25 protein-coding genes are annotated in these 25,340 nt (G+C 66.3%); 15 read left to right on the top strand and 10 right to left on the bottom strand.

What is annotated here, in order from left to right; translation table 11 throughout:
• Nucleotides 1-67: 67 nt before the first annotated feature.
• Both KBX50_RS17210 and KBX50_RS33620 read right to left on the bottom strand, forming a co-directional pair.
• Nucleotides 68-868: an isochorismatase family protein gene (locus KBX50_RS17210; protein WP_210938038.1), complete on the bottom strand. Its 801-nt coding sequence runs from the start codon at nt 866-868 to the stop codon at nt 68-70.
• Nucleotides 865-2,499: a dihydroorotase family protein gene (locus KBX50_RS33620; protein WP_210938037.1), complete on the bottom strand. Its 1,635-nt coding sequence runs from the start codon at nt 2,497-2,499 to the stop codon at nt 865-867. The genes KBX50_RS17210 and KBX50_RS33620 overlap by 4 nt, the downstream gene beginning before the upstream one ends.
• 735 nt (nt 2,500-3,234) lie before the next feature.
• Here KBX50_RS33620 and KBX50_RS17200 point away from each other — a divergent pair.
• The 9 genes from KBX50_RS17200 to KBX50_RS17160 all read left to right on the top strand — a co-directional run bounded on the left by KBX50_RS17200 (nt 3,235) and on the right by KBX50_RS17160 (nt 11,536).
• Nucleotides 3,235-3,771, top strand: coding sequence for a 6-carboxytetrahydropterin synthase (locus KBX50_RS17200; protein ID WP_210938036.1), 537 nt, complete (start codon nt 3,235-3,237; stop codon nt 3,769-3,771).
• On the top strand, nt 3,768-4,520 hold the full coding sequence (locus KBX50_RS17195; RefSeq protein WP_210938035.1) for a 7-carboxy-7-deazaguanine synthase QueE: 753 nt from the start codon (nt 3,768-3,770) through the stop codon (nt 4,518-4,520). Before KBX50_RS17200 ends, KBX50_RS17195 begins: the two co-directional genes overlap by 4 nt.
• Nucleotides 4,521-5,093, top strand: a complete 573-nt coding sequence (gene folE / locus KBX50_RS17190) for a GTP cyclohydrolase I (RefSeq protein WP_210938034.1) — start codon at nt 4,521-4,523, stop codon at nt 5,091-5,093.
• A gap of 198 nt (nt 5,094-5,291) precedes the next feature.
• Nucleotides 5,292-6,224: a RimK family alpha-L-glutamate ligase gene (locus KBX50_RS17185; protein WP_210938033.1), complete on the top strand. Its 933-nt coding sequence runs from the start codon at nt 5,292-5,294 to the stop codon at nt 6,222-6,224.
• Nucleotides 6,113-7,285, top strand: coding sequence for a 3-oxoacyl-ACP synthase III family protein (locus KBX50_RS17180; RefSeq protein WP_210938032.1), 1,173 nt, complete (start codon nt 6,113-6,115; stop codon nt 7,283-7,285). The genes KBX50_RS17185 and KBX50_RS17180 overlap by 112 nt, the downstream gene beginning before the upstream one ends.
• Nucleotides 7,222-8,469 carry an acyl-CoA dehydrogenase family protein gene (locus KBX50_RS17175; RefSeq protein ID WP_307870990.1) on the top strand — a complete coding sequence of 416 codons (1,248 nt, stop codon included), beginning with the start codon at nt 7,222-7,224 and terminating at the stop codon, nt 8,467-8,469. The genes KBX50_RS17180 and KBX50_RS17175 overlap by 64 nt, the downstream gene beginning before the upstream one ends.
• On the top strand, nt 8,469-9,725 hold the full coding sequence (locus KBX50_RS17170; protein WP_307870989.1) for an aminotransferase class III-fold pyridoxal phosphate-dependent enzyme: 1,257 nt from the start codon (nt 8,469-8,471) through the stop codon (nt 9,723-9,725). Before KBX50_RS17175 ends, KBX50_RS17170 begins: the two co-directional genes overlap by 1 nt.
• A gap of 11 nt (nt 9,726-9,736) precedes the next feature.
• The gene (locus KBX50_RS17165) at nt 9,737-11,065 is read left to right on the top strand and encodes a peptide ligase PGM1-related protein (protein WP_210938029.1); all 1,329 of its coding nucleotides are present in this window, start codon (nt 9,737-9,739) and stop codon (nt 11,063-11,065) included.
• Between the two features lie 105 nt (nt 11,066-11,170).
• Nucleotides 11,171-11,536 (top strand): thioesterase family protein, encoded by a 366-nt coding sequence (locus tag KBX50_RS17160; protein ID WP_210938028.1) that lies wholly within the window; start codon nt 11,171-11,173, stop codon nt 11,534-11,536.
• A gap of 98 nt (nt 11,537-11,634) precedes the next feature.
• On the opposite strand, the gene KBX50_RS17155 is transcribed toward KBX50_RS17160, so the two are convergent.
• Nucleotides 11,635-12,645: a phosphotransferase enzyme family protein gene (locus KBX50_RS17155; RefSeq protein WP_247673881.1), complete on the bottom strand. Its 1,011-nt coding sequence runs from the start codon at nt 12,643-12,645 to the stop codon at nt 11,635-11,637.
• 112 nt (nt 12,646-12,757) lie between these two features.
• Between KBX50_RS17155 and KBX50_RS17150 the strand changes: the two genes are divergently transcribed.
• The 4 genes from KBX50_RS17150 (at nt 12,758) to KBX50_RS17135 (ending at nt 16,197) form a co-directional block, all read left to right on the top strand.
• Complete coding sequence (locus tag KBX50_RS17150) at nt 12,758-13,585, top strand: hypothetical protein (RefSeq protein WP_210938026.1); 828 nt, start codon at nt 12,758-12,760, stop codon at nt 13,583-13,585.
• 94 nt (nt 13,586-13,679) lie between these two features.
• The gene (locus tag KBX50_RS17145) at nt 13,680-14,420 is read left to right on the top strand and encodes a hypothetical protein (RefSeq protein ID WP_210938025.1); all 741 of its coding nucleotides are present in this window, start codon (nt 13,680-13,682) and stop codon (nt 14,418-14,420) included.
• Nucleotides 14,417-15,187, top strand: a complete 771-nt coding sequence (locus tag KBX50_RS17140) for a hypothetical protein (RefSeq protein WP_210938024.1) — start codon at nt 14,417-14,419, stop codon at nt 15,185-15,187. Before KBX50_RS17145 ends, KBX50_RS17140 begins: the two co-directional genes overlap by 4 nt.
• Entirely contained in the window at nt 15,184-16,197 is a 1,014-nt protein-coding gene (locus KBX50_RS17135; RefSeq protein ID WP_247673880.1) for a beta-ketoacyl-ACP synthase 3, read from the top strand. Before KBX50_RS17140 ends, KBX50_RS17135 begins: the two co-directional genes overlap by 4 nt.
• Before the next feature lie 286 nt (nt 16,198-16,483).
• Here KBX50_RS17135 and KBX50_RS17130 read toward each other — a convergent pair whose 3' ends face one another.
• From KBX50_RS17130 to KBX50_RS17100, 7 genes are read right to left on the bottom strand one after another with little or no spacing between them, the layout of a single operon-like run.
• A complete protein-coding gene (locus KBX50_RS17130; RefSeq protein WP_210938023.1) occupies nt 16,484-16,756 on the bottom strand; it encodes a phosphopantetheine-binding protein in 273 nt (90 codons plus the stop codon).
• A 53-nt stretch (nt 16,757-16,809) separates the two neighbouring features.
• Nucleotides 16,810-17,544: an SDR family NAD(P)-dependent oxidoreductase gene (locus KBX50_RS17125; protein ID WP_210938022.1), complete on the bottom strand. Its 735-nt coding sequence runs from the start codon at nt 17,542-17,544 to the stop codon at nt 16,810-16,812.
• The gene (locus tag KBX50_RS17120) at nt 17,541-18,854 is read right to left on the bottom strand and encodes an AMP-binding protein (RefSeq protein WP_210938021.1); all 1,314 of its coding nucleotides are present in this window, start codon (nt 18,852-18,854) and stop codon (nt 17,541-17,543) included. The genes KBX50_RS17125 and KBX50_RS17120 overlap by 4 nt, the downstream gene beginning before the upstream one ends.
• A gap of 31 nt (nt 18,855-18,885) precedes the next feature.
• A complete protein-coding gene (locus KBX50_RS17115; RefSeq protein WP_210938020.1) occupies nt 18,886-19,812 on the bottom strand; it encodes a hypothetical protein in 927 nt (308 codons plus the stop codon).
• Between the two features lie 58 nt (nt 19,813-19,870).
• Complete coding sequence (locus KBX50_RS17110) at nt 19,871-20,674, bottom strand: ABC transporter permease (protein WP_210938019.1); 804 nt, start codon at nt 20,672-20,674, stop codon at nt 19,871-19,873.
• Complete coding sequence (locus tag KBX50_RS17105) at nt 20,664-21,506, bottom strand: ABC-2 family transporter protein (RefSeq protein WP_247673878.1); 843 nt, start codon at nt 21,504-21,506, stop codon at nt 20,664-20,666. Before KBX50_RS17105 ends, KBX50_RS17110 begins: the two co-directional genes overlap by 11 nt.
• A complete protein-coding gene (locus tag KBX50_RS17100) occupies nt 21,503-22,672 on the bottom strand; it encodes an ATP-binding cassette domain-containing protein (RefSeq protein WP_247673877.1) in 1,170 nt (389 codons plus the stop codon). The genes KBX50_RS17105 and KBX50_RS17100 overlap by 4 nt, the downstream gene beginning before the upstream one ends.
• Nucleotides 22,673-22,719: 47 nt before the next feature.
• On the opposite strand from KBX50_RS17100, the gene KBX50_RS17095 reads away from it, so the two are divergent.
• Nucleotides 22,720-24,339: a condensation domain-containing protein gene (locus KBX50_RS17095; protein ID WP_282101464.1), complete on the top strand. Its 1,620-nt coding sequence runs from the start codon at nt 22,720-22,722 to the stop codon at nt 24,337-24,339.
• Entirely contained in the window at nt 24,326-25,339 is a 1,014-nt protein-coding gene (locus KBX50_RS17090; protein WP_210938016.1) for a hypothetical protein, read from the top strand. The genes KBX50_RS17095 and KBX50_RS17090 overlap by 14 nt, the downstream gene beginning before the upstream one ends.
• The last annotated feature ends 1 nt before the right edge of the window (nt 25,340 follow it).

The raw sequence follows: 25,340 nt of genomic DNA, 5'->3' as shown, positions 1-25,340 counted from the left end.
GCACTCCGGGCCTCCCGTATGTGCGGGAGGCCCGGGGTTACTGCTGGCGCCCGCGCGCCGTCCAGGTTCAGCCGGAGTTGGCGCGGGCCGCCGCCGGCGGGTAGACGTCGTCGAACATCCCCTCGTTGAGTCCTTCGAGGTGGCCGAGGACTTCGCCGAGACTGGTGACGTCGGCGTACTTCATATGAATGTCCATCAAGCTCACCTTGTGGGAGAGCACCGCCCGGTCGAAGACCGCCTCATGCGGGATGGTGACGCGAAGGTCGTAGGAGATGGCGTCCACGGCCGTGGCCCGTACGCACCCGCTTGTAGTCGTGCCCGTGATGATCAGCGAGTCGGCGCCGAGCATCGTCAGGTGACTCATCAGCGGCGTACCGAAGAAGGCCGACGGCTTCCGCTTCTCGACGACGATGTCATCGGACTCCGGTGCGACCTCGGCGACGATCCGGTTGCCCAGGTGTCCTTTCACGTCCACCACGTCATCGCTGCGGGTGCTCTTCGACGTCCAGACGCCGAGGTCGAATCCATCCGGGCGCCGCGGGTTGGTCGTGTAGATCACCGGCAGCCGTTTACGCCGGGCGACCTCCAGTAGCCGCGCGATCGCCGGTATCGCCGTGGTCCACGCGACCTCGCCGCAGGAGTACCGCCAGCGTTCGATCGATTCGAGGATCGGCTCGGGCCGGTCTCCGCAGAAGTTGTAGTTCACGTCGACAACCATCAGCGCCGGTCGTCGGCCGAATCCTGCCCGACGTCCCCAGCCGGCGGCTTCGAAGACCAGCCGGTCTGTCTGGCCAAGGACATCCGCCCAGACCTCGTTGTCGTGGGCGGCCTCTTTGGTGATCCCATCACCCCGGGTGTTGTCCCTCATCGCCCGGCCTCCCCACGCCCGTCCGCGCGCACCGAGGTGTAGAGCTGGGTCTCCGCGCTGAAGCCGGGCCGGCTGAAGTCCGAGCCGCTCCACCGGCGATGCGACAGGTCGACGGCGGTCGGCTCGGCGATCGGGTAGGTGCGCGATGCGCTCTGCGGGTACCGGGCCAGATACTCGCCCCGAGCTTCGGCTACCGGTCGCATTCCGGGGGAGTCGTCGGCCCATTCGGCGGTGACCTTGCCGCGCATGATCGTCTTGACCGGCCAGCCGTGGAAGGTGTGGCCTTCCATGATCGACCACCCGGCCCGGGTGTTGATGTGCTCCTTGCCGACGGTGACCTCGCGTCCGGCGTCGACGATGACCATGTCCGCGTCGAAGCCGGGAAGCAGCGAGCCCTTGCGGCCCCAGAGCCCGCTGGTCTTGGCCGGATTCTCGCAACTGACCTGAACCAGGCGCTCCATGCTGATCCGGCCCTTGCGCACGCCTTCGGACAGCAGGACTGGCAGGAAGAGCTCGACTCGGCTGAAGCCGGTACGGCAGTCCCAGATGTTCGGGTTGTACATTTCCTCAAAACTCGCCGGCTCCCAGCCGACCACGTGATCGGACCCGACGACGTCCACGGTGCCGTCGGCCAGCGCCTGCCACAGGGCGTCGATGTTCTCCCGGCGCCGCAGCGGCACGTTGATCCGCCAGCCGTCCTCCGGCTGCGCCCACAGCCACGCCGGCCCGGTCTGCGCGAACACCCGCGCGCCTTCGGCGCGGGCCTTCGCGACCTCTTCGAAGCTGAGGCGCGTGGTGCAGTGCTGAAGGTACAGCGGAGGATTCCCCGGCGTCTGCTGCGCCAGATACGCGTAGGCCCGGATGTGCTGTGCCTCGAGGAAGTCGGGGGAACGGTCCGTCCAGGCGCCGAAGTCGGTGCGGCCGGCAGCGCGCAGGCGGTCTTCGAAAACCCGGCCGATCTCCCAGTTCTCCGGGTGGATGTGCACCATCCCTGGGTAGCCGAGGTGGGCCACCTGCTCCATCACCTGGTAGACGGTTCCGTCGTCGATGCCCGTACCGAGGCCCGCGCGCCGAGACGGCCAGTTGCTGTCGTCGTCGTCCCGCATGCCCTTGAGGCCGCGCGTCTGCAGGTAAAGCTTGAACGACGTGACGCCATGCCCCTCGGCATACTCCTGGATCTCGTGGGCCTGCTCATCGGTCTCGAGCATGTAGGTGAGATAGGCGTCGACGTGCGAAACGCTCTCGATCACCTTCCGGGCCGAAGGGAACGCATGATGGAACGAGACCACGTCGGCCCGTTTGACGACCTCTTGGAACGGCTCGGTACCCATGCGCGTCACCGGCGCCTGGATGCCCCAGGTGGTCACCCCGGCGCACGCCGCGGTCCGCGACTCGGTGCGCATGTCGTATTCGAAGGGTACGTAGCAGCCGGGATGGGCCTCCGAGTCGACGACGCCCGGCAGGATGAAGTTCCCATGCGCATCGATGCGTTCCTTCGCGGGTGGCAGCAACTCCTCGGGTGCGAGGGCGACCACTTTTCCGCCCTTGACGCCAACCGCCACGTTGCGACGTCCGTCGCCGAATACGACGGTCCCGTTCGCTACGACGAGATCAAGGATTTCACCAGCCACGATATTTCCTCCGGTAAGTGCGCGATACATGACGAGCGCGCGGAATGTGATGGGACCCGCGCATTGACAGGGCGATACACCGATCGGTGGACGAAGTGCAATCGGGCAGGCGGGTCGCCTGATCTGATGAAGGGCTGCTGCCTGGTTGAGGCCCGTATGGCGAGATCTTCCCGCCTGATGGCCTGACGCGATCTCCGGCGACAATACGACGGATCCAGGTCGTGCGCACGTTCGTGCCGCGCAAGCAAATCCGTCTCCCGGAGACGTCTGTGCAACTGAGGATTATCAGCAGTTGCACAGGGATCCGGCTCCCGGCTGAGGCCCACCCGGCGCTGGCCGCCGCGCTTCCGCAGGGTACTGCTGCTGTCCTCGAAGCTGGCCACCACCCCGACGCCCCCCGTAGCGCACGTGGAACGGAGACCGGGTCCGCGCCGGCGAGACGAACCGGGCCGTCCCGGCACGACCAAACCGCAGAAGAATAGGGGTTGACAATCGGCGTGATCGTCGCAATGAATTGTCTGGCTCAAGCTCGGGTGGTTCCCGTGCGATCGAACCCTGCGTGGACCGCGTCGAATTGCCGTTGCGGCAGGCGATACCGGGGACAAGCCTCTATTGACGTCGCCTGCGGCCGCGTTACGGTTGCGGAGCAAGCAACATGTCAGGGTCGTGTGAGAGCCGACTGCATCCTTCTCGGCGTTGTTGACGGAAGCCTGCTGCGAATTGGAGGAGGGCTTGATGGCTGCAAGAACCGATGAACTCGCACACGACGCAACATGGTGCGAGGAAGAACAAGAGGTCGGCCGCAGTGAAATCCGGCAGACCGCAGGGACCACCGCTATCACCGTTCGGCACAACTTCGAGTCCGCACATCGTCTGCCGCAGCTGGGCGGAAAATGCCACAACCTCCACGGTCACTCCTGGTGGGTGGAGGCAACCGTCGCGGGCGACGCCGGAACCGACGGCATAGTCGTGGAGTTCCAGGACTTGAAGAGCTATCTGCGGCAGTGGATCGACGGCAATCTCGATCACGGGGCCATGCTGGGCAGCGAGGACGAGCTCGTGCCGGCGCTGAAGGCGGCGGACTCCAAGGTATTCGTGTTCGGCGAAGCGGATCCCTCGTTCGGTCTCAGCTGGCCGACGGTGGAGAACGTCGCTGAGCTCCTCGGCCGGGTCACGGCCGGATACCTCCGAGCGCGGAGGTGGCCAGGTGTGCGCGTGTCGCGGGTCGTGGTGCGGGAAACCCATGTCAATGCCGCTGAGGTCTCTTGGTGAAGACCGACGAGGCCGACCTGGATCTGCTCGAGTCCGGCGACGGCGGCCTGCCGGCACTGCCGGTCTCCGAGGTGTTCGGACCGACCATTCAAGGCGAGGGCCCTTACGCCGGCCGGAGTGCCTGGTTCGTCCGGCTCGGCGGCTGCAATCTCTCGTGCTCCTGGTGCGACTCGCCGTACACCTGGGACGCACAGCGTTTCGACCTGCGGCGCGAGATTCCGATGACACCAGTGGAAGAGGTTCTCGCCCGGATCGCCTCACCGTCGCTTGTCGTCGTCACCGGCGGCGAGCCGCTGCTGCATCAGAACCGACCCGCATGGCGCGCATTGTGCTCCGGGCTGAGAGCGCGCGGTTGCACGCTGCATGTCGAGACCAACGGAACGATCGTTCCGAACGCGACCACGCGAGGCTTCGTCGAGGCATTCGTGGTGTCACCGAAACTCGCGAATGCGGGTGTTCATCGCGGCAACATCGATCCGGCCCTACGCACCGGATGGGCCGAGGTCGCGGAATCCGGCCATGCGCACCTGAAGGTGGTGTGCGCTTCGACCGACGATGTCGCGGATGCCGTCGACATCGCTCGCACCACCGGTTGGCCCCTCGACCAAGTCTGGGTGATGCCGGAGGGGACGACCGCACAAGAGCTGAACGGCCGCTGGCGCGCGATCGCAGACGCAGCCGCGCATGCCGGCATCAACGCTACCCATCGGCTGCATATTCTCGCCTGGCAAGATCGTAGAGGTCACTGAATGATTGACATCGAAAAGGTCGCGTCGAGTGTTTCCGACCTCCTGCTCGCGCTCGGTGTGGAGCGGGACTCGCATACCTACGACACCCCCCGGCGCGTCGCCGAAGCTTGGGCCGAGTGTCTCGCCGGATACGACAGCGATCCGGCCGTGCACCTGGACGCGACGTTCACCGGGCCATCGGATCCCGGCCTCGTCGTGCTCAGCGGGATCCGCTTGACGTCCACCTGCGCGCACCATCTGCTGCCGATCACCGGCACTGCGACAGTCGCGTACCGCCCGCGGTCGGGAGCACCCATCGTCGGTCTGTCCAAGCTCGCCCGGGTGCTCAACGGGTATGCACGGCGGCTGCAGGTCCAAGAGCACATCGGCTACCAGGTGGTGGAAGCGATACGCGAGAAGCTCGACCCGGTCGGCGCCGCGTGCATCATCACGGCGGAGCACGGCTGCATCAGCACGCGGGGTGTCCTGGAACGCGGCGTGCTGACGACGACGCAGGCGGCTGCCGGCGAGTGGGAGCCGGGGCACGCGGATCTTCAAGCGGTTCTCGCGGAGCACGCGGCCCGGAGCGTCTGAACATTCGAGCCGGCGCAATTTCGGCGGCCGATGGATCCGAAATGCCAATTTCTGGCTGGTCTGTACCACTGAGCTGTGCAACTGAAGAGAATCCTCAGTTGCACACATGGAGTCGGTTCTGCGATCGGCGCAAGTCATCTTCGAATGGAGAATATAGATGACCACTGACACCAATGTGTCCACGGTCTGGTGGGTGCCGTGAAACTCGGGATTCTCGCCTGGGAGAAGGCGGAGCCGGAAGCGATTGGGATGGCGGGCGTCGCCAGGGAACGCGGGCACACCGCGCTGGTGTTCGAGCTCGACGACGTACGCTGTGAGCCCGGTCCCGCGGGTACGGTAGCGACCGTCCAGGGGACCCCGTTGTCGGAGTTCGACGTCATCCTCTGCCGGTGTGACCTCAGCACGCCGCCCTGGACGGAGAAGATCCAGCAGCTTTTGTTGCTCAATGGCGAACCGGGCGTGACCGTCCTCGATCCGCTGGACGTGCACATCAGAGCGGCGAGCAAGCGAGCCATGCTCCAGCAGCTGACGCTGCACGGCATCCCCGTCCCGCCGACCAAGGAGTGCCGCAGCGCCGCCGACGTGCGCGCCGCGCTCGATCTATGGGGCCAGGTGGTGGTCAAGCCGGCTCTGGGCTACCGGGGGCTCGACGTCGAGCGCCTTCTCAACGGCCCGACCCCCTCGGCTCTGGAACTCATCGACACACTCCTCGAACGGCACGGCACGCTCCTCTGCCAGCCTTATCTGGAGCACCGGGGCGACTACCGAGTGCTCGTCATCGGGTCGAAGGTCTCCAGCTGCACGCGGTTCGACACCGTCGGCGACCACTGGAAGCCGTTCTCCGGTGACCTCGCCGACGATCCGGTGAGTTCCGCCTTCGTCGAGCCGTCGGACGAGCTCCTGTCCCTGGCCCTGCTAGCTACGAAGGCGACGGAGCTGACGACGGCCGGCGTCGACATCATCATGAGCGAGGCCGGCCTGACGGTGATCGAGGTGAACCCGGTGCCGGGCTGGGCGGCATGGACGCCGGAGCTGGCACGAGTGCCCAACGTTCAGCTCGTGGAGTTCGCGGAAGCCCAGGCAAACGCCCAAGATGGCGTCAGCGTGATCCCGGCACAGGGGCGGCGATGATGAGCCACGGGACGGACAGCCGATCGCAGAGTCGCGGAGGCTATCCCGCGGCGAAGTCGCCGACGGGGATCATCGGCACTGGCTCGTGCCTGCCGAGCACCGTTGTGACCTGCGACGAGATGGATCGGGCGCTCGATGCCAGGCCCGGATGGACCCAGCGTGCGACGGGGATCCGCGAACGGCGCCGGGCCCCCGCCGAGACATCGCTCACCGACCTGGCCGTCGGGGCGGGCCGGGAGGCCCTCCGCGCCGCCGGTGTCAGCCCCGGCGAGGTCCGCACTGTCATCGTGGCCACGGTCAGCCCCGACCCGCCGGTCCCGGCGGTCGCCGCCCGGGTCCAGGACCGCCTCGGCGCGACGCACGCCTACGCCTTCGACCTCAACGCGGCGTGCGCGGGATTCATCTTCGCGCTGGAGGTCGCACGACCACTGGTCGGAGTGGACGTCGAGCGGCCGTTCGTCCTGGTCATCGGCTGTGACGTCTGGTCGCGGATGACGGACCCGCTCGATCGTCAGACCTGGCCGCTCTTCGGAGACGGGGCGGGGGCTGTGGTGCTTGGCCCGGTCAAGGAGGGCGGATTCATGGCGACGGCCCTGGCGACGAACGGCTCGCTGGGCGATTACGCCGTGGGCGGCTTCTCACCTCCGCTGCCGGGCCAGGCCCCCGACAGCGCAGGCCATCTCTTCAGGATGCGCGGCCGGGAGATCTCCGAGCTGATGCTCGAGAACCTGCCGAAGCTGGTGAACACGGTGACGCAGATGGCGGGCGTCACCGTGTCGGACGTCGACTATCTGATCTGTCACCAGGCCAATCCCAAACTCGTAGCGCGTTGCGCTGAGGAAGCGGGTTTCGCCGGAGACCGGAATGTGAGTACCGGCGAGGTGTTCGGCAACACCGTCGGAGCGTCGGTGCCACTCGGGATCGACGCGGCCGTGCAGGACGGCCGGCTGCGACAGGGGTCTTTGGTACTGCTCGCGGCCTTCGGCGCCGGAATGTCGTGGGGAGGCACCCTGATCAGCTGGTCGAATCCGGGTGCCAGAGTGGAGGAGCCGTGGACATAACTTGGAACAAGCGTCAGCTGGAGATCCGAGAGCGGTTCCATGAGATCGCCACCGACCTGGTGGCGGTCGGCACCGATGCCCGCGATCGAGACGGATCCTTCGACCGGGGGATCTGGAAGGATCTGGCGGCCACTGACTTCTGGCGGTTGCAGGTGCCGGCGGAGATCGGCGGTGCCGGCCAGGACAGCTGGGACTGGCTGGCAGCGATGGAGGGGCTGTCGCTCGGTGCGCGTGATCTCGGTTTCCTCATGTCCGTCGCGTCGCAGAGCGGCCTGATCCGGCTGCTGGTGACCGCCGGTACCGCGAAGCAACAGGACACCTGGCTGCCGGGTCTGACATCCGGAGAAATCGCGGCCACGGGATCCACAGAGGAGTCCGGCGGGTCCGACATCCGGGGGATCTCGACCCGGGCGGTCCCCGCGGCCGCTGGCGGCTTCATCCTCAACGGCGGCAAGGCGCACATCACGAACGCACCCGTCGCGGATGTCGTCATGGTGGCGGCTCGTACCGACACCGGGTCCGGGGCCTTCGAACTCAGCTTGTTCGTGACGCGCACCGACATCGACGGGGTCGAGATCGGACCCGGTGAGGAGCTCCTGGGACTCCGGACGAGCCCCACCGGACCGATCACGTTCCGCGACGTGCACGTCGATTCCGACGCGGTGATCGGCGGCGTCGGCGAGGGCCTGAAGCGCCTCTACAGCACATTGGCGTACGACAGGATTCTGTTCGGGATCATCGTCGGGAGCTCCCTGGAGGCGCAGCTCGAGCCGCTGCTCCGGCAGCTCGAGACGCGACGCGCGTTCGGCGCGCCGCTGAGCGGGCAGCAGTACATGCAGGAAAAGGTCGTGTCGCTTGCTATGGCCGTCGAGGGGTCCCGCGCACTGGCCTATCGGTCGTTCGGCCAGTTGGACGGCTGGCACGACGGATACAGCCTCGGTGCCTCGGTGACGAAACTGTTCGCCTCGACCGGTCTCGTCGGCTCGGGTCTCGACCTGGTCCAGGCGTTCGGCCACTCGGGCTACGAATCCGGCAGCGCGATGGAGCGCAACCTGCGTGACTCGGTGGCCTTCAAGATCGCCGCCGGGACGGACGAGATGCAGAAGAAGAACATCTTCAACCATGTGCGGCGTGCGTACCGGACCGGCGAGCTCGCACATGGTTCGAGGGGGTCGGGGACGTAATGACGGGAGCATCCGCACTGCCGATGGTGGCTCGTGCGAGAGGAGTCATGGTCGTCGACACCGACGGCCGGGAATACGTGGACGGGTGCTCGGGCACGATCTGCGTGAACATCGGTCACGGTGTGCCCGAGGTGCTCGAGGCGATCTCGCGGCAGTCGCAGCTCGTAACGTTCGCCCATCGCAGCCAGTTCCGCAATCAGCCCGTCGAAGACCTGTCCGCCATGGTCCTGTCGATCGCCGGCCCCGGATACAAGGAGGTCGTCTACAACAATTCCGGATCCGAGACGATGGAGACCGCACTCCGGCTCGCCATGCACCACCAGGCCGGGACCGGGCGAGACATCATCGTCTCGCAGCGGCCGAGCTATCACGGCATGACCGCCGGCGCGCTCGCGGTGTCCGGACATCCGCCTCGCCGCCGCAACGTCGATGCTCTGCTCGGCGGCGCGGCGAAGCTCGAGCAGGTGTCATCCTCGCGCGACGCCGAGATCCTCCCGTCGCTTGAGGACTGGATGTCCGTCCTCGAACGGGTGGATCCCGCACGCGTGGCCGCCGTCGTCCTCGAGCCGGTCGGCGGGGCGGCCAGCGGAGGGGCGGAGACGGAGGTCCGGACGCTCCGCGGGCTCCGTGAGTTTTGTGACAGCGTCGGCGCTCTGCTGATCGCGGATGAGGTCATGACCGGATTCGGCCGGCTTGGTGAATGGTTCGGTGTGTCGAAGTCCGGGATCGTGGCCGACCTTCTGGTCACCGGGAAAGGCCTCAGCGGTGGCTACCTTCCGATCGGCGCTTGCATCGTGGGGGAACGCGTGCTGCCCGGTGTCTCGGCGGCGGAGGTGTCGTTGGGGCACACGATGAGCGGCAACCCGCTGGCCGCCGCGGCGGCGCTCGCGGTGCTCACGTACACCCGCGACCACCGGCTCGTCTCGCGAGCGCGGGAGGTGGGGGCCCACCTTCGGCGAGAGTTGACACTGATCGCACAGTCGGTGCCCCTGCTCCGACCGCCGCGTGGACGAGGTCTGCTCCTCGGCATGGGGATCGAGCAGGACCCAGTCGAGTTCGCGACCACGCCGTTGAACCGCCGGATCGTCGATGCCGCGCTGCGGAACGGACTCCTGGTGTACCCCTCGGGCGTCGACGCTCGTACGCAGTCGGTGATGGTGTGCCCACCGCTGACGATCCGTGACCGAGAGGTCGAGATGCTGATCGCACGCTTCACCCGCGCAGTGTCCGAGTCGTTCGCAGCAGAGCGCGTCTGAGGAGAGTGACGATGACCACCCTGTACGTCGGGAACTCGTTCAACGAGACCCTTGTCGGCGACCTCAGCCGACTCGGCCCCCTGGAGCGCCGGATCGGCGGCAACCTGGCCTGTCGGTTGGTCTGGTTGATGGAGCCCGGCGACCTCCTCGTCAGTCCACAACCCATCAGCGACGATTTCTTCGCCTACGCCTCCCGGCTGAAGGGTGTGCCGGTCACATCGGCAGACGTCGTCGTTCCGCCTTCGGGGGGGTCCGGCGACGACGTGCTGATGGCGGACCGGCTCCGAGGGGCCCGGTTCGTCGACGAGTTGCGAGCGATGGTCGCCGGCCGAGGACTCGATCGCATCGTCCCCTACTGCTACGACCAGATCATCGCGTCGCTTTCGCGCGATGTCGGAATCGGGTCGCACGACACGAGTGTCGCGTTCTGCGAGGCCGGCGGTGCCGACCTGCTCAACCGGAAGTCGGTTTTCCGGGCACTCTCCGGGGGTGCCGGCGTGCCCATCGCCGAGGGCCTGGTGACCAGGTCGGTGAGCGACGCCACCGACTTCGTCGCCTCGTTCATCAAGGCGGGGAGGTCCGTGATCGTCAAACAGGACGCGCACGAAAGCGGTCACGGCAACGAGATCCTCACGCCATCGGCGGACACCGTTCAGTTGGGAGCCGCTGTGCTCACCGTCGTAGCGGACCGCCACGCCGTCGAGAGGCGACTGGCCGAGCAGTGGCCGCGTTTCAGCTCGAACGGCCGCGATCCCGTCGTCGTCGAGCACTACCTACAGGACGCGATCTCCTTGGGGTGCGAGGTGGACTTGGCCGGTGAGTCCCCGGTCATGCGCCACACGGCGGAGATGCGGATGACGCCCATCTTCGACGGACTCCTGATACCCCCGAGTTCGATCTCCAAGGAGTGCGACGCCGAGTTCTCGCGGTACGCGCTCGAACTCGCCGGCGTCGTGCACGCGATGGGCTACCGCGGGCTCATCAACATCGATGGATTGGCGGTCGACGACGGCAAGACGGTCGTCCTCAACGAGTTCAACGGTCGCCTCGGCGGCTCCACCCATCTCCACTGGATCGGCCGGACGCTCCTCGGCGACGACTACCTGCGACGCCGGCACCTCATCAGCAACAACCACCTGAAGGTGGATTCGTTCACGGGCGCCGTGGCGGCGCTAGAGCGGGCCGGCTTGGCGTTCGACCCCGAGCGTGGCGAAGGCGTCATCCTCACCTGCGATCACACCGCCCAGTCCGGGGCGGTCGAGTACTGCGCAGTCGGAGTCGACGTCGCCACAGCCGATGACTACGAACGGCGGCTCCACCTGCTGCCGACCTCGCGCTGACAACACCCGCGGACAGCTGAGCGAACGTCGGACAACAATCCATGGCTCCCCCGGTCAGCCGTGATCAGCTGCCGTGGGGGAGCCTCTGCATGTCAGGAGAGCTTCGTGATCAGCAATGAACGCCGCATCACCGTCAGCCCGGAGGACTCCGCTTCGCGCTGGGGGAACCCCGGTATCGAAGTGCTGTCGACACCAGCCATCCTCGGCCACGTGGAGCGCCTTTGCGCCGACCTCCTTCAACCGCAGCTGGCACCCGGAGAGATGACGGTCGGCGTGCAGGTCGTCATGAACCACCGCGCCCCCGCCCGGGTCGGTGAGGTCGTGGTCATCGAGGCGACCGCTGCCGGTGATGTCGAGCAGCCTCGATTCGACTTCGCCGTCAAGAGCATCGACGGCAGTGTGCTCTGCGACGGCAGTCATCAGCGCGCCGTGGTCGACGCCGACCGGTTCCGAGCCCGAATATCCGCCTGAGACCCCATGGCGCTCCGCACCTCGGTCGCTCGCGGTACGGCGAAAGCCGCCGCCGACGAGCGCCGAGGTTCGGGTTGGGTTCTGGCGGCGGAGCACGGTCAGCCCCGCGCCTCCGGCTGAGCCAGGCCCCGGCGGACCGGGAAGTGCTCGAGCAGTGACGACGTGCCGTCGACGGCTAGGGCGAGCACCTCGACGAGCCCGTCGCCAGGGCATGGGTGGTAGACCTTGGCCATGTCGATGCGAAGCCGCCACAGCTCTGTCAGCGCGGTCATCACGTGGTCCCAGAGGATTCGCTGTTCGGCCGTGTCGTCGCCGTCCAGCGGAGCGACGGCCCGGTAGCCGGCGAGAGTGACGTCGACCAGTTGCAGGGGTACCTGCGCGAAGTCGATCGCCGGATCGAACCAACCTGCGTCATCCCAGTCGATCAGCGCGCCAAGCCGGCCGTCGCATCGCACGATGTTCCCCGGCTTCAGGTCGCCGTGCACGAACCGGCGATACCGGTTCGCGCCGCTGACCGAGGGCTTCAGGGCGGTCAACAATTCATCGAACCACTCGGCCAGGTGCGAGGCCAGCACGCCGGCTTCGACGAGCCCGGTCAGGACCGCGGTGTGGTCGAGCGGGCGGGTCCACTCCTCGAGCCAGCCGTTCGGATCGTCCACGTGACCCACGGTGTTGTGGAGTGTCGCGAGTTCGCGTCCGACATCGTGCCAGACGGCCGCGTCGGACGGCAGGAGCCGCGCGGACGGGGTCACCGACTCGCCGCGCACGTACTCGAAGACCGAGAACGGGACGCTGAATATCTCCAGGCTGTCGTCGAACGCGACGAGTGATCCGGTCCGGACGCCAGCGGAAGTGGCGGCCGGCACTGCGACTGACGCGGTGAGCGTTTCTCCGATCGCCCGCGGATGGTCTCGCGGTATTTTCAGGATATACTTGTCGCCGAGCCGGTACACCGAATGCACATTGCCCGACGAATTGAGCCGCTTTGTCTTCCGCGGATCTATGTCAAGCTGGTACCGGTCGATGACCGCCGACGCCTGGACCAGTGTCGCGGTTGGGAAAGGTGCTCCATCGTAAGGTGGTCGAATTGGGCGTCGAATCAGTGTCATGCTGAGATGCTCCCGCGCTAACTATGCCGATCCCCGGGTCGATGAGGTGAGATTCGCCTTCCTAAAGTACCTCCCCCGGCACGTATGCAAAACCACTTCGAAGGAGTGTGCAATGGCTGAGTTCGAGACAGAGCGATCGGAGCCGATGGCGCGGCTGGTTAGGGAGGTGCCGGTCAGTTCCGCGATCGGTCACCTACAGCATGTATTCTCCGGTATCACCGACCGCCTTCGAACGACACCGACCGAACAAGTCGCCTCGCGGCGCCGAGCCTGGGACAACTACCAGCGCGCCTGCTTCGGGCGCGGCGAGACTCGGGCGCTGGCCGCCGGCGCCATAAAGTCGTCCTTTTCGCTGTCCGAGACCAGTTTCGAGCCTCGTGGAGAACCGGGAATCGAACTGCCGGACGCGACCGAGGTGCCGGCGTTCGCACACCTCGACGGCATCGTGCGCCTTGCGGCGCAGCTGGCGATCCCGGAGGAATTCGACGAGCAACGCCTGGTCGTGACACTGTTCCTTTTCCGGGTGGTCGCGCGCGCCGGGCAGGTGTACGAAGGATTCCTCCACCGGGACATCGCTTCCCCGCAGGAGCCGGTGGGCAGTGTGATCTTCTACCCCACGGTGCGGACGCAGAACATCGAGGGGGCGGAGTTCGGTGTTCACTTCTCCGACCTTCCCACCGATGAGCTGCGGGACCGCGACCACGACGTGACGTTCGCGCCCGACGAGTACGAGGGTGCCGCACTCGTCCTCAGGTACCCGCACAACCTCGCGCACGGTGTCCGGCTGGGAAAGAACCCCCACCCTGTGCTGACGGACGCGACGACGGATCGTGCCGACGACGCACGGGAGTTTCTTGACCCCAGCGAGAGCACCTTCGTGAAGGATATGGCGGTGTTGACCTTCTCGAGGACGACGGCGATCGAGGTGAACATCACCTGAGCCGTTCGACGGCGCGGCGGGATCGGAAGTGTTCGAGCACGCCGGGTCCGGAACAGCCCGGCCCGGCGTGTCGGCCGGCGAAAGAGGACACTGGATGAATCATCCTGACGATGGCTATGGTGATCTGGATTTCCACATCGCTATGCGACGTCATGCCTGGCCTGGGAAGCTCATCGCCGTTTCAGGCATCGATGCCAGCGGAAAAACGACGTTGATCCGGTGCATCGCGGCGGAGGCGAGGCGGCGCTCGGTGGTGGTGCGGCGCTTCAAGTTCCCGTCTCGAAAGTTGAAGGAAACGGCGCTGTTCCGCGAGTTCGACAGGGATCGCCAGGGGAGTCTCGACCGTGGTTTCGTCGACCCGTTCGGGTTGACGCTCGTCCTTATGGGAGACCGCCTGCTAACGCTGCACAATCAGGTGAGGGGTCATCTTCAGGCGGGGCACATGGTGATTGTCGATCGATACCTCTTCACAACGCTGGTGGAGTTCCTACTGACGTCGCACTCGGCCGACGAACGGCGTACCGTGTGGGAGTGCGCCGGGCATTTTCCCCGGCCGGACTGCTATCTTATCGCCGATGTTCCAGTGGACGTTGCCGCCGATCGGCTGCGGGATCGTGGGGGAGCTGAGGCAGAGTCAGTCGATCTGGAAGGCATGTCTATGAGAGCGAAGCTCTTTCGTGAATTCGGGGCGCTGAACGACGGCGTAACGGTTCGAACGGATAACGGCCTTGCGTATTCTGTGAGTGCTGTCAGGGAGCGTCTCGTCGCCATCGGTGCGCTGCCTTCCCGGACCTGCGATGCCAGGAGAGCCACGAGCGCCGGGGAGCAGCGATGAGTCACACCGACCGAAGCGAGGATTGGAGTCCCGTCGTACTGGACGGGCCGTCCCATGAATTCCCCGGTCGGCTCCTGGCCATCGAAGGATCGGACGGATCCGGGAAGTCCTATTTCGTTTCGTGGCTCATGGAGGCCATGCGTGACGAAGTCCCGTGCACGCACGTGTTGATGCCGGGAGAGCACATGCGTGCCTATGACCTCTGGCGGGCATGGAGCGACAAGTCTCTCGGCGTCGACCGCAGCCTCATCGACGATGCCGGCTTGAAGCTGATGGCGGTAGGCGACCGCTTGGTCCGGCTGCGGGCGATCATTGAACCCGCTCTTCGGCAGGGGCACCTCGTGATCTGTGAGCGATACGCCCTCACTCCGCTGGTGTTCAATTCCGAAGCGATGTTCTCGGAGCCGCTGAGACGACTGCACCGGCCGGACCTGGGGCTGTTGTTCGACGCGCCGAGCGATCTCCTCTTCGACCGTGTGCTGGCGCGGGCCGACTCGCCCGTGCATCCGCAGACGCGGCACGACAAGGAGGTCGAGGTCAGGCGGTTTCGTGAGTTGGCCGAAAAGAACCTTTATTCAGTTGTGGACACCAGCGCACCCAACGACTTCGAGGCCGTCAAGCCTCTCCTGCGGGAGATGTTGCGACCGAGGGCGGGCGGGCTGCAACGAGTCCTGGTGAACCCTCATGACTCCGCGAAGCCGCCACCGCGGGACGATGCCGATCGTGTTCCGTCGGTGCGAACAGGCCTCGGGGGTGTGAACCGATGAGTGATGGCGTCATGTCAGCGAACGTCCACGGCCGCGGCCGACGGTCCGCCCGCATCCTGGGAATCGGCGCCTACCGGCCGATCCGCGTCGTGGGCAACGAAGAGATCAGCACGCACATCGACTCCGACGACAGATGGATCCAGACCAGGTCGGGCATCGTCTCGCGCCGGTTCGCGGCCGCCGAGAGCATCCCCGAGATGGCGGCCTGGTCAGCCAGTAAGGCGCTCAGCGCGGCCGGCCTCACACCGAAAGACGTCTCCTGCGTCATCCTCGCGACGATGTCTTATCTGCACCAGGCGCCGCCAGCGGCCGCCGCCTGTGCCGCGGAACTCGAGGCGACAGGTGCCGCAGCTTTCGACATCGGAGGAGCCTGCGCAGGATTCTCCCAGGCCCTCGCGGTGGCAAGCAGTCTCGTTTCCTCGGGTGACGCGGAGTACGTGGTGGTTGCCGGCGCCGAGCGGATGAGCGACATCGTCGACATCACGGACCGGTCCACGGCATTCCTTTTCGGCGACGGCGCCGGCGCGGTCGTGATCGGACCCTCGGAGCAGCCGGGCATCGGTCCTGTCGTCTGGGGCAGCGACACCAGGCATCTGCACGCGATCGAGCAGAGCGCGTCCTTCTCGGCCTTGAAGACACCGGGTGCTGTCCGGTGGCCCTACCTGGAGATGGCAGGGACCGAGGTGTTCCGGTGGGCGATCAGCGCACTCGCGGATGTCATCCGTGAGGCGTTGGACGCCGCGGGCCTCGAGCCCCGTGACATCAATGCGCTCGTACTGCATCAGGCGAACATACGGATAATCGAGAGCGTCGCGAGTCAGCTCGAACTGCCGGCGTCTGTCGTCGTGGCGCGCAGCATCCGTGAGGACGGCAACACCTCGGCGGCGTCCATTCCGATGGCACTGGAGGTGTTGTGTGCCACGGCACAGGTCCGGCCTGGCGACCTGGCATTGCTGGCCGGGTTCGGCTCCGGGCTCGGCTACTCGGCGCAGATCGTCACCGTTCCCTGAGCCTGCCCGCCTCCCCGCGTCGCGTCGAGACCCACAGGCGGTGACCCCTCAGCGGCCAGCCGTTGGATGACCCGTACCACCCCGTGGAGTAGTTCGGCCGCGCAGCGATGCGCCGCCACGTCGGTCACGGGACGGACCCGTTTCTGCAGGCCGCGACCAGGGTCAAGAAGTTCGTACCGACCGCGCAGATCGCTTCTGAGCTGCGCTTACAAGGTACTGAGCAGCTGCTTCACAGCTCATCTCGGGTGGCCGGGCGCATGCGCCCGGCCACCCGAGGTTCGGCCGACTACGACGGCACGTTCTCCAACTGGTAGGTGACATAGACATCGACCAGCTCGGAAACCGTCCGGGGAAAGATTTCGTCCTCCAGCGCGAGGAACGGGTCACATCCCAGCGACTGCTCGAGCCGCGTGACGAGGACAGCGAAGGCGAGACTGTCCATGCCGCTCTCGACGAGTCCGCTCTCGAGGGTGACGGCGACGTCCTCGCCCTTTTCCTCTTTGAGTAGCTCGACGACCTCGAGGAGGATGACCTCCTCTACCTGCTTCCGCTCGACCACGCTGCCACCTTCCATCCTGTCCATCGAATTGGCGTGGGCACCGACCACCGGGATCATGCGGTGGATCCACCGTCAATCGTGATCACCGTCCCCGTGACGCCGGCTGCGGCCGGGGAGAGCAGATAGGTGACGGCGGCCGCCACCTCGTCCAGAGTCGCGAACCGACCAATCGGACTCCGTCCCCTGATGCGCTCCAAGCTCCCCGACCCTAGGGCACCCGTCATCTCAGTGTCGAGAAAACCCGGTGCGACGGCATTCACCGTGACGCCGCGTCGTCCGACGTCGCGTGCCAGTGAACGGGTGAACCCCTCCAGCCCCGCCTTGGCGGCGGCGTAGACGGACAATCCGCGGAATCCCGTCGAGGCCACGATCGAGGAGACGTTGACGATCCGTCCCTGCCCTTTCGAGATCATCTGGCGGACGACGTATTTCGTGAAGAGCAACGGTGACAGCAGATCAAGGTGCATCGTTTCCCGGATCGCACGGTCCGACATGAGAGGCAGGAGCCCGTCAACGCCGCGCGCCGCATTGTTCACGAGAGCGTAGGGCGTACCGTGTGCCTTCACGATCTCGCGGACCAGACCCGGTATGGAATCCAGGTCATTGAGGTCGGCGCAGAGGTGTACGTAGTTCGGACCCACCTCGATCGGCTTGACCTCGCGACGGGCGAGGCCCACTACCCGGTATCCATCGCGTTCGAGATGTTTGGCGACCGCGCGGCCCAGGCCGCTACTCGTTCCGGTCACCACCACGCACGGACGCTCGTGGAGGGGCATCGGCTCGGTCATGCTCTGCTGGCCTTTCCGGTCGAAGACAACGACAGTTCGGACACCACGGTGATCCGCGCCGGAGCGTGCGACCGGGACAGCTGTTCGGTTACGAAGGCACGCAGCGCCGACCGCAGGTCGCCCGGAGCAAGGCCCTCGCTCGACGGCGCGAGCACGACCTCGGAGGTGAGGACCCATCCCGTGATCGAACTGCGCCTGGGAACCACCACGGCGTCCTGGACCGCCGGATGCTGGCGCAGCGTCTCCTCCACCCTTTCCGGCGAGACCTTGTCCCCGCCGACGTTCACAAGTCCCGACGCTCGGCCCGCGAAGTACACCCGATCACCGCGAAGCTCGACGAGATCCCCCGTACAGACGAAGCCGTCCGGCGAGGCCGTGCTGCTTCCTGGCGCGTGCACGAAGAGAACGCCGTCTCGGACGTCGAGCGCCACACCGCCGGGCGGGGTGTCCAGGTAATGCCGCGGAAAGCCCTCGATGGCGTCGCTCACCGAGAAGGCGGCACCGGCCTCAGTGGAGGCGTACACGTGCGTGATCCGCGCGCCGTATCGATCGCGCAACGCGTTCAGCAGGGACTGGGTGGCGATCTCGCCGCCCATCGTGATCTGACGCAGCGGAAGACGGTCACCGGCCTGGCTGCGCAGTATCATCCGCCACATTGTCGGAGTCGCGGACAGCGCGTCGACGCCGGATCGGGCGAAATGGTCCAGCCGCGCTTCCAGCGCGCCGGCGCCGGCGTCCACCAGGCTGTCGCCGCCGTGAATCGCCTGCAGGAGAACCTGGACCCCTGCCATTCGCATGGGCGGGAACAGAAGCCCCCACCGCAGGCTCTCCCGGTCGCCGCGATCCAGCCGGTTGTCGGCCGGACGTGTCCGCCGGGTCAAGGAGTCGAGACTGTGGTCGGTCGGTGTGGGCAACCCCGTGGTCCCCGAGGAGAACAGGCGCCAGGCGGTGTGCACCTGGTCGGCCTCGCCTCTGGCCGAGGCACCGTCATCGGTCCGGGGTGGCCCAGGGACGCTCTCGATCTCGTCACTGCGGAGCACTACCGCGTCCGGCGAGCTGACTGCCGGATCCAGATCGCCCACCAGGTCGACGCGGGCGGCCCAACCCTCGAGCGCCACGATCGCGGCGGCAACCAGACGCGAGCCCGGCCCGACGAGGGCCACCGTCGCGCCCCGGGGAACGCGGTGTCGCAGTCCGAAGGCATCATTCTGCAGCGCATGCAGAGTGAGCGGCGGTGATCCGTCACTGAGGATGACCGGACGATCGGCGGCAGTGCTCAGCGCTTTCCCGGTGGCCTCTACCTCGTACACGATGTCACCTCGACACATTCATCAAAGTCGTTCAGGAAGCCGTGACCCCGGACTCCTGGGTCGAACGAATCGGCCGGAGGATGAACTCGTAGTAGATCTTGCTGTCGCCGGTCACGCACGGGTGAGCCACGAACGCCGGTTTGTCCTTGTCCCGCCGGATCACCCGGTTGATGCTGGATCCGAAACAGAACTCCTTGTACTCCGGAGTGAAGAACATTTCGGCCAGGAGCGCCATGGACGGGTCGAGTACCTTCGACTGGCCGTCGGAGTCGGCGATTCGCAGCCAGGCATGGCGCCGCAGCCGGGCACCACCGAATATGTAGCCCGGCTCCAACTCCGTCGGTATGCCCAGGTCGAGCAGGTCGCGCAGCAGTACGCGACACAGTGCCTCGCAGTCGCCGACCCTTCGGCGCAGGGTGCTGGCCACGTCGGGTGAGAGGCTGGCCGGCGTGAAGTGGAAGCGGTACTGCTCGAGCAGATGATTCCAGGCGTCCCGTACCCGCGGATCCCGCACCGTGGCGCTCTTCCCGCTCGAGACAACCTGCCCACGCCACTCCGCTCTGCCGACCTGTGTCTGCTCGTGTTCCCAGACCACGTCCGGCAGGGGTGGCGCGATCCAGTCACGGGACGGGCAGTCACCTGCTCGGGGGCACTCGGCCCAGCCCGTGATTTCGTAGCGACGCAGGGAGACCCAGTCCGCTCCGAACGACTTCAGGACCCGCGCGAAGAAGACCATCTCCCGCTCCGGTCGGCTACGCCCGGAGCCGCTGAGAAGACCCAGGTTCCATACGTCGTAGTTCTCATATCGGCCACCGTCGCGAACGAGGCCGGCGGCGACCAGCTGCTCCAGCTCCTCACCCGTGCAGCGCAGGGTGTCGAGGGCCTCCGCCTCAGGGATCCACGCCCGATGCTCGGGAGGAGTCGGAACGACGACGCGTAGCGCCTCGACCAGAGTCATGATTACTCCTAACGAATACGGTGCGCGTATCTGCCGGACGTGGCGGTTCCTGCGGGCATCAGTGACCAGAACTCTCGTACCGCGAGAGCCCGTACCGGAACACAGTGGCCCCGAGCCAGAGACAGTACAGAGCCACGACCGGCGTCAGCAGCCCCAGCAGCCGAGCAGTTCCATCGGAGAGAATGGCGGCGGCCGGGTAGTAGCTCATGAATGCGTAGGGCAGGACGGCGGTGATGGCTATCCGGACACCCAGGCCGTAAATCGTGATCGGGAAGCGGGCGAGCTCGCCGAACGAGTGCATCGAGAAGGCGAACATCGAGTACGGCGAGCGCAACCAGAAGGCCGCGCAGTTCGTCAGCAGGTTCAGCCCGATCTTGACGCCGGCCGCCGCGATCACCAGCAGTACTCCGAGTGCGATGCGGCCGGGATTCCAATGCACGTCGACCCGGCCCACCGCGGTGATCAACAGGCCCGAGCCGAGGACGAGGTTGCCCAGGCCGTTCATGCCGACCTGGGAGCTCAGCACCTGAAGTACCGGTGGGAACGGCCGCATCAGCAACGCGTCAAGTTGGCCGAAGTTGACGGTCACCGCAAGCGTCCAGGCACCCTGAGCGAACAGCACACTCAGACCTTCCGCGAGGACCACGAGCGCGTAGATGAGCACGACGTCCCAGAATCGCCAGCCGTTGATTTCGGGGATGCTGTTGAAGATCGCCCAGAGGAACAGCACCCCGATGCCCTGCACGAGCACCGCGGCCAGACTCAGAATCCAGAAATCCGCCTCGTACTCGAGCGTGGCGCGTATGTGGGCACCCAGCAGTCGACGGTACAGCCGCAGCGTCCGTCGCACCTCAGCCACCATGGACCGTCAGCTTTCGACATGCGGTCGACCACATACCGCGGGCCAGTATCCACAGTCCCACCGCCCAGACGGCCTGGACGACCACCGGCGTGATCGCGGCGGTGCCGTGGAGCGAACCGCTGTAGAGCAGCGCCGGGGTGGCGGCCATGCCGGTGAACGGCAGGTACGTGCTGGCTACCTGAATCCACTCGGGCAGGAAGGCCAGCGGCACGAGTGCCCCGGAGAGCAACGTGATGAGCGCGATCCGGGCGGCTTGTACGCCGACATAGTTCTGTGTCCAGAAGACCAGCAGGCCACTGACGTAGACGATTCCGAAACGCAGCGGAAAGACCAGCAACGCGGAGATGACGAACAGCCAGAAGGTGTCCGGATCGGGCGGCGGTACGCCACCCAGCAACGCGGCGGCCGCCAACGCCACGACGATTGCCGTTGCCGCCTCGTACACGGCGAAACCTGCGCTCTCCGCGAACCGCGACCACTGGTAGTCGACCGGTCGTACCAGGTCAATCGCCACCTCGCCCTGCCGGATGCGATTGGCCATCCGGTAGTCCGTGTAGCTGGAGACCAGCGATCCGGCCACGAACGCGACCAGAAGGTACGCCTTCATCTGTGGCCAGTCGAATCCCTGTCGGGGCCCGGCGGCCAACACCGATTGCCAGAGGTAGAGCATGGACAGCGCAGCGAACGCCGATGCCAGCATGCCGAACAGGAAGCTCGCCTGGTAGGCGAGCAAGCTGCGCAGGGCGGTCCGAGCCATGCTGCGGTAGGCCCGCAGCCGCCGCGCCCGGCTGTCGACCGGTAATGGACCGACATCGACGGCGGTCAGGGTCATCGCGTGGACTCCGGCTCCGTGACGCTGCCGGCATCGATGCGCAGTTGCCCGGCGTAGACCTTGCGCACGACCGTCTCGATGGCCGGTTCCTCGATGTGCATGTCGAGGATCTCCGCCTCGGCGAGTACGGCGGCCAGCACCTCCCTCGCTCCGGTCGCGACCCGGTCGAAGGTCACCGTCAGCTCACGACCGTTCGGCTCCAACCGGACCTGTGCTCCGGGCAGGCGCTTGGCGACGCGTTCGGCGTCGGACAGGCTCTCCGCGAGTTCGAAGGACATCGACCGCTCGCGGACATGGAGGTCCTTGACCGTTCGCAGGTCACCGTCGTAGACCACCCGACCCGCATCGATGATGACGATCCGCTGGCAGATCTCCTCGATGTCCGCGAGATCATGCGTGGTGAGCATGACTGTCGTTCCATCGGTCACGAGTTGGCGCACGAAGGAACGCACCCGATCCTTCACCGAGATGTCGAGGCCGATCGTCGGTTCATCCAGATAGACCACTCGCGGCTCGTGGATCAACGCCGCGGCCAGGTCGGCCCGCATGCGCTGACCCAACGACAGCTTTCGGGCCGGCGTCGGCAACAGCTCGCCGATTCCCAGGACGCTGTCGAGGCGCTCGATGCCCGCCTGATACCGCGCGCGATCTATCCCGTGCATATCGCGCAACAGTTCGAGTGACTCCCGTACGGGCAGGTCCCACCACAGCTGTGTGCGTTGGCCGAAGACGACACCGACACGGCGCGCGTTTTCCACCCGGTCCAGGTGTGGCACCAGGCCGTCGACGCGCACCTGTCCGGCGGTCGGGACAAGGATTCCGGAAAGCATCTTCACCGTGGTCGACTTGCCGGCTCCGTTCGGCCCGACGTACGCGACCGCCTCGCCCTGAGCGATGGACAGATCGATGTCGTCCACGGCGACATGTTCCGAGTATCGGCGTTCGACCAGATGCCGGAGGGATCCGCGCAGCCCAGGGAGCTTCTCCGGCTTGCGGAACACCTTTCGGAGCCCTACGGCTTGGATCAAGGTCACGGTGCAAGCATGCACGATTTTGATTGTCAGGCCAACACCCTTACTCTCCGCATCACGCGCTACGTACTCCTGGCCGTCAATCCCAGGATGCGAGAGAGTTGTTCTATTACACTGACGCCCGTGGATGATCAAGGCAAACCTGTGGACGGAGGCTTGTGGATATTCGCTTCTCCGCATCAATGGGACGGACCGCTAACCTGACCTGGGGTCAGCAGCGGGTAGCGCAGCTCATGGCAGACCTCCGACCCGATCACACAGGGCTCAATCTGAGGTTCGCCTGCCGAATCAGATCGGGTGTGACGGCTGAGGAAGTCGCGTCCGGAGTCCGAACGATGATGGAGGCTTGCGAGTCGGTCCGGACCCTCTTCAACCCGGAGGCCCCCAAGGAGCAACAGCGTGTCCTGGCCGAGGGGGTCGTGCGAGTTCCCGTCGTCACCGTCGAGAAAGCTACCTTCGCCGTGGCGGAGGAGTCGGCAGCGGAGTTGGCAGCGGCCGAGTTCGGCACCGAGGACCTGCCCATTCGCATGAGCATCATGGCCGACCGGGATGGGCCGGCCTTCCTTCTGTTCGCGCTCAGTCACCTCGCGTCGGACTTTCTCGGCGCCCGGTGGCTGGTCTGGCACCTGCGCCACGTCCTTCACCTGTTCGTCCCCTTCTCCGGCGAAGAGCCCGTTGCGGTCCATCCGGTCGACGTGAGCGACTGGGAGAGCAGCGAGGCCGGGCAACGGGAAGGCGCACGTGCGCTGCGCCGGCACGAACTCAACCTCGCGAAGATGCCGCAGAGCATGCTGCCGCGGCTGCCGAGAGAACCGCTTCGCCCCCGATACCAGTACGTCGAGATCAAGACGTCAGCCGCTGCGTGGTGCCTGAGTCATCTCGCCGAACGGCACGGCGTCAGCGAGACGGCGGTCGGCTACGGCGTCCTCTCACTGGTCCTGGCTCAGGTGAGCGGGCTGCGCCGCGGCCATCTGCAGATCTGTGTCGGCAACCGGGTCGATCGGGCCTTCGCAACCGTGGTGGGTTCCCTGACCCAGGACGTCCCGGCTTGCGTGACGGTCGATGACAGCGACTTCGACACCCTGCTGCGGCGGTCCGCCGGCGCGGTCCGCCAGGCCACGATGACCGGAAGATTTCCGCACGAGGGCCTTGTCGATGTGCGCAGACGTGTGGAGGCTGAACGAGGCTTCCCGCTGGACCTCTCGTACTGGCTGAACAGCCGGCTCTTCTCGGCGGTCTCGGTCGACGCGCCGACGGAGGCACGGATCACGGAGGAACGCGGTCGGACCTCGATCCAGTGGCAGGGTGGCGACGAGCGCAGCACAAGCACACTGTTCTGCTATTTGGATCGCCTCGACGACATGCTGGCGGTGCGGATCCTCGTGGACACCGCGTACGTGACCCGCGACGAGGCCGAACGTTGGCTGCGAGCGTTCGAGACGGTCCTCGTCACCGCGGCGCTGCTACCCGGCCTCGGCGTCGAGGCTCTCGGTACGGAGGCCGGTATCGAGCCGTTCCGCGCCACCGACGAATGGGTCCAGATCGACCACAGTTGGATTCACTTGCCGAGCACTGCGGCACGGCTGCGTACGGCGCTGCCGGGAGTGTCGCTGCGGGTCGAGGTGGACGCTAGCGGTGATCAGCCCGCCCTGGTGGCGGTGGTGACTGACCCGGATCCCGGCTATGACGTGAGCGCCCTGGCCGGCACCGATGTGATCGAGGCATTGCGGGGCTGCAAGGTGGCCATGCGCCCGCATCGGTTCACCCTTCAGACACGAGAGGCTGCTGATGAAGACCATTGAGGACATCGGGGTGCCGGCGGAGGTGATCTCCGAGATCAACCAGATTGTCACGAAGCTGCCACCGGACGTCTCGTGCATCGCCACCGGCTCGATCATTGAAGGCTTCGGCAACGCGAACTCGGACATCGACCTCTACCTCGTCAATCCGAAGCGCTCGTTACGTCGGAGCACCTCGATCGGGTTGCGGAAGTCGCGTTACGTGGACTGCGAACATCTCGCGGTCGGCTATCTGGCCTCGGTGGCGGACCGGATCAACGGCCACACCTGGACGTCGCTGCTGACCACGTCGAGCCCGGATCTCGACAGGTACTACCGCCTGTCCATCGGAATACCCGTGGTGCTTCACGACGACGTGGCGGAGCTGTCTCGGTCGTTTCAGCGTCCGGTGGCCTGTCTGGCGTACTCCCGCTGGGCGCTGTTGAGGGCATTCGAACATCTCGCCCGGGCCTCCTGTCTTCTGGCCACCGGGTCGTCCCGGCAGGCAGCACTCTCCATGCACGAGGCGGCGCTCTGGTATGCGACGAGCGCTCTGGCCGCCGAGGGGGAGGGCTACCCGTCGCTGAAATGGATCGGTGAGAAGGCGGCACGACGCTTCAGGAGGGGATCGGACGCGTACCGCGAGCTGGTCGACGGCTGGCTGCGGCCTTCGGTGGACGTAGCGGCCAGCATCTCGGAGCTGCGCTCGAAGATCGATCTGTCCCCCGAGCTGATCGCTGCGCTGCACGAGCGGTCGTACCGGTTGGCGGACCGAGTCCGGCATGTGGGTGGTTCCGAGACGGATTACCTGATCCGCTCCGGTGAGTCGGTCGCCCAGACGCGGGGGGTGGCCTCGGAGGTCGGCCGGCGCCTCGCTGCCGGATCGTCCTGGGCCCAGGCCACCGAGGACGTCGCCGAGAAACTGTCGGTGCCGGTCCTGGAGGTCCGGGTCGGAGCATGGATCCTCATGTCACCGCTGCGGTCGGCCGGCTTCATGGAAGCCGGCACCGGGGAAGGGGTGTGAT

This window comes from Micromonospora sp. C51 (assembly GCF_018070435.1).
In the GTDB taxonomy this organism is placed as follows: domain Bacteria; phylum Actinomycetota; class Actinomycetes; order Mycobacteriales; family Micromonosporaceae; genus Micromonospora; species Micromonospora sediminimaris.
This window is presented reverse-complemented; position numbering and strand designations above follow the sequence as displayed.

What these genes read in the sequence shown, in the direction of transcription:
- KBX50_RS17210 (WP_210938038.1), bottom strand. Translation starts at nt 868, where the DNA reads ATGAGGGACAACACCCGGGGTGATGGGATCACCAAAGAGGCCGCCCAC.
- KBX50_RS17200 (WP_210938036.1), top strand. Translation starts at nt 3,235, where the DNA reads ATGGCTGCAAGAACCGATGAACTCGCACACGACGCAACATGGTGCGAG.
- folE (WP_210938034.1), top strand. Translation starts at nt 4,521, where the DNA reads ATGATTGACATCGAAAAGGTCGCGTCGAGTGTTTCCGACCTCCTGCTC.
- KBX50_RS17180 (WP_210938032.1), top strand. Translation starts at nt 6,113, where the DNA reads ATGGACGCCGGAGCTGGCACGAGTGCCCAACGTTCAGCTCGTGGAGTT.
- KBX50_RS17170 (WP_307870989.1), top strand. Translation starts at nt 8,469, where the DNA reads ATGACGGGAGCATCCGCACTGCCGATGGTGGCTCGTGCGAGAGGAGTC.
- KBX50_RS17165 (WP_210938029.1), top strand. Translation starts at nt 9,737, where the DNA reads ATGACCACCCTGTACGTCGGGAACTCGTTCAACGAGACCCTTGTCGGC.
- KBX50_RS17155 (WP_247673881.1), bottom strand. Translation starts at nt 12,645, where the DNA reads ATGACACTGATTCGACGCCCAATTCGACCACCTTACGATGGAGCACCT.
- KBX50_RS17150 (WP_210938026.1), top strand. Translation starts at nt 12,758, where the DNA reads ATGGCTGAGTTCGAGACAGAGCGATCGGAGCCGATGGCGCGGCTGGTT.
- KBX50_RS17145 (WP_210938025.1), top strand. Translation starts at nt 13,680, where the DNA reads ATGAATCATCCTGACGATGGCTATGGTGATCTGGATTTCCACATCGCT.
- KBX50_RS17140 (WP_210938024.1), top strand. Translation starts at nt 14,417, where the DNA reads ATGAGTCACACCGACCGAAGCGAGGATTGGAGTCCCGTCGTACTGGAC.
- KBX50_RS17135 (WP_247673880.1), top strand. Translation starts at nt 15,184, where the DNA reads ATGAGTGATGGCGTCATGTCAGCGAACGTCCACGGCCGCGGCCGACGG.
- KBX50_RS17125 (WP_210938022.1), bottom strand. Translation starts at nt 17,544, where the DNA reads ATGACCGAGCCGATGCCCCTCCACGAGCGTCCGTGCGTGGTGGTGACC.
- KBX50_RS17115 (WP_210938020.1), bottom strand. Translation starts at nt 19,812, where the DNA reads ATGACTCTGGTCGAGGCGCTACGCGTCGTCGTTCCGACTCCTCCCGAG.
- KBX50_RS17110 (WP_210938019.1), bottom strand. Translation starts at nt 20,674, where the DNA reads ATGGTGGCTGAGGTGCGACGGACGCTGCGGCTGTACCGTCGACTGCTG.
- KBX50_RS17105 (WP_247673878.1), bottom strand. Translation starts at nt 21,506, where the DNA reads ATGACCCTGACCGCCGTCGATGTCGGTCCATTACCGGTCGACAGCCGG.
- KBX50_RS17095 (WP_282101464.1), top strand. Translation starts at nt 22,720, where the DNA reads ATGGGACGGACCGCTAACCTGACCTGGGGTCAGCAGCGGGTAGCGCAG.
- KBX50_RS17090 (WP_210938016.1), top strand. Translation starts at nt 24,326, where the DNA reads ATGAAGACCATTGAGGACATCGGGGTGCCGGCGGAGGTGATCTCCGAG.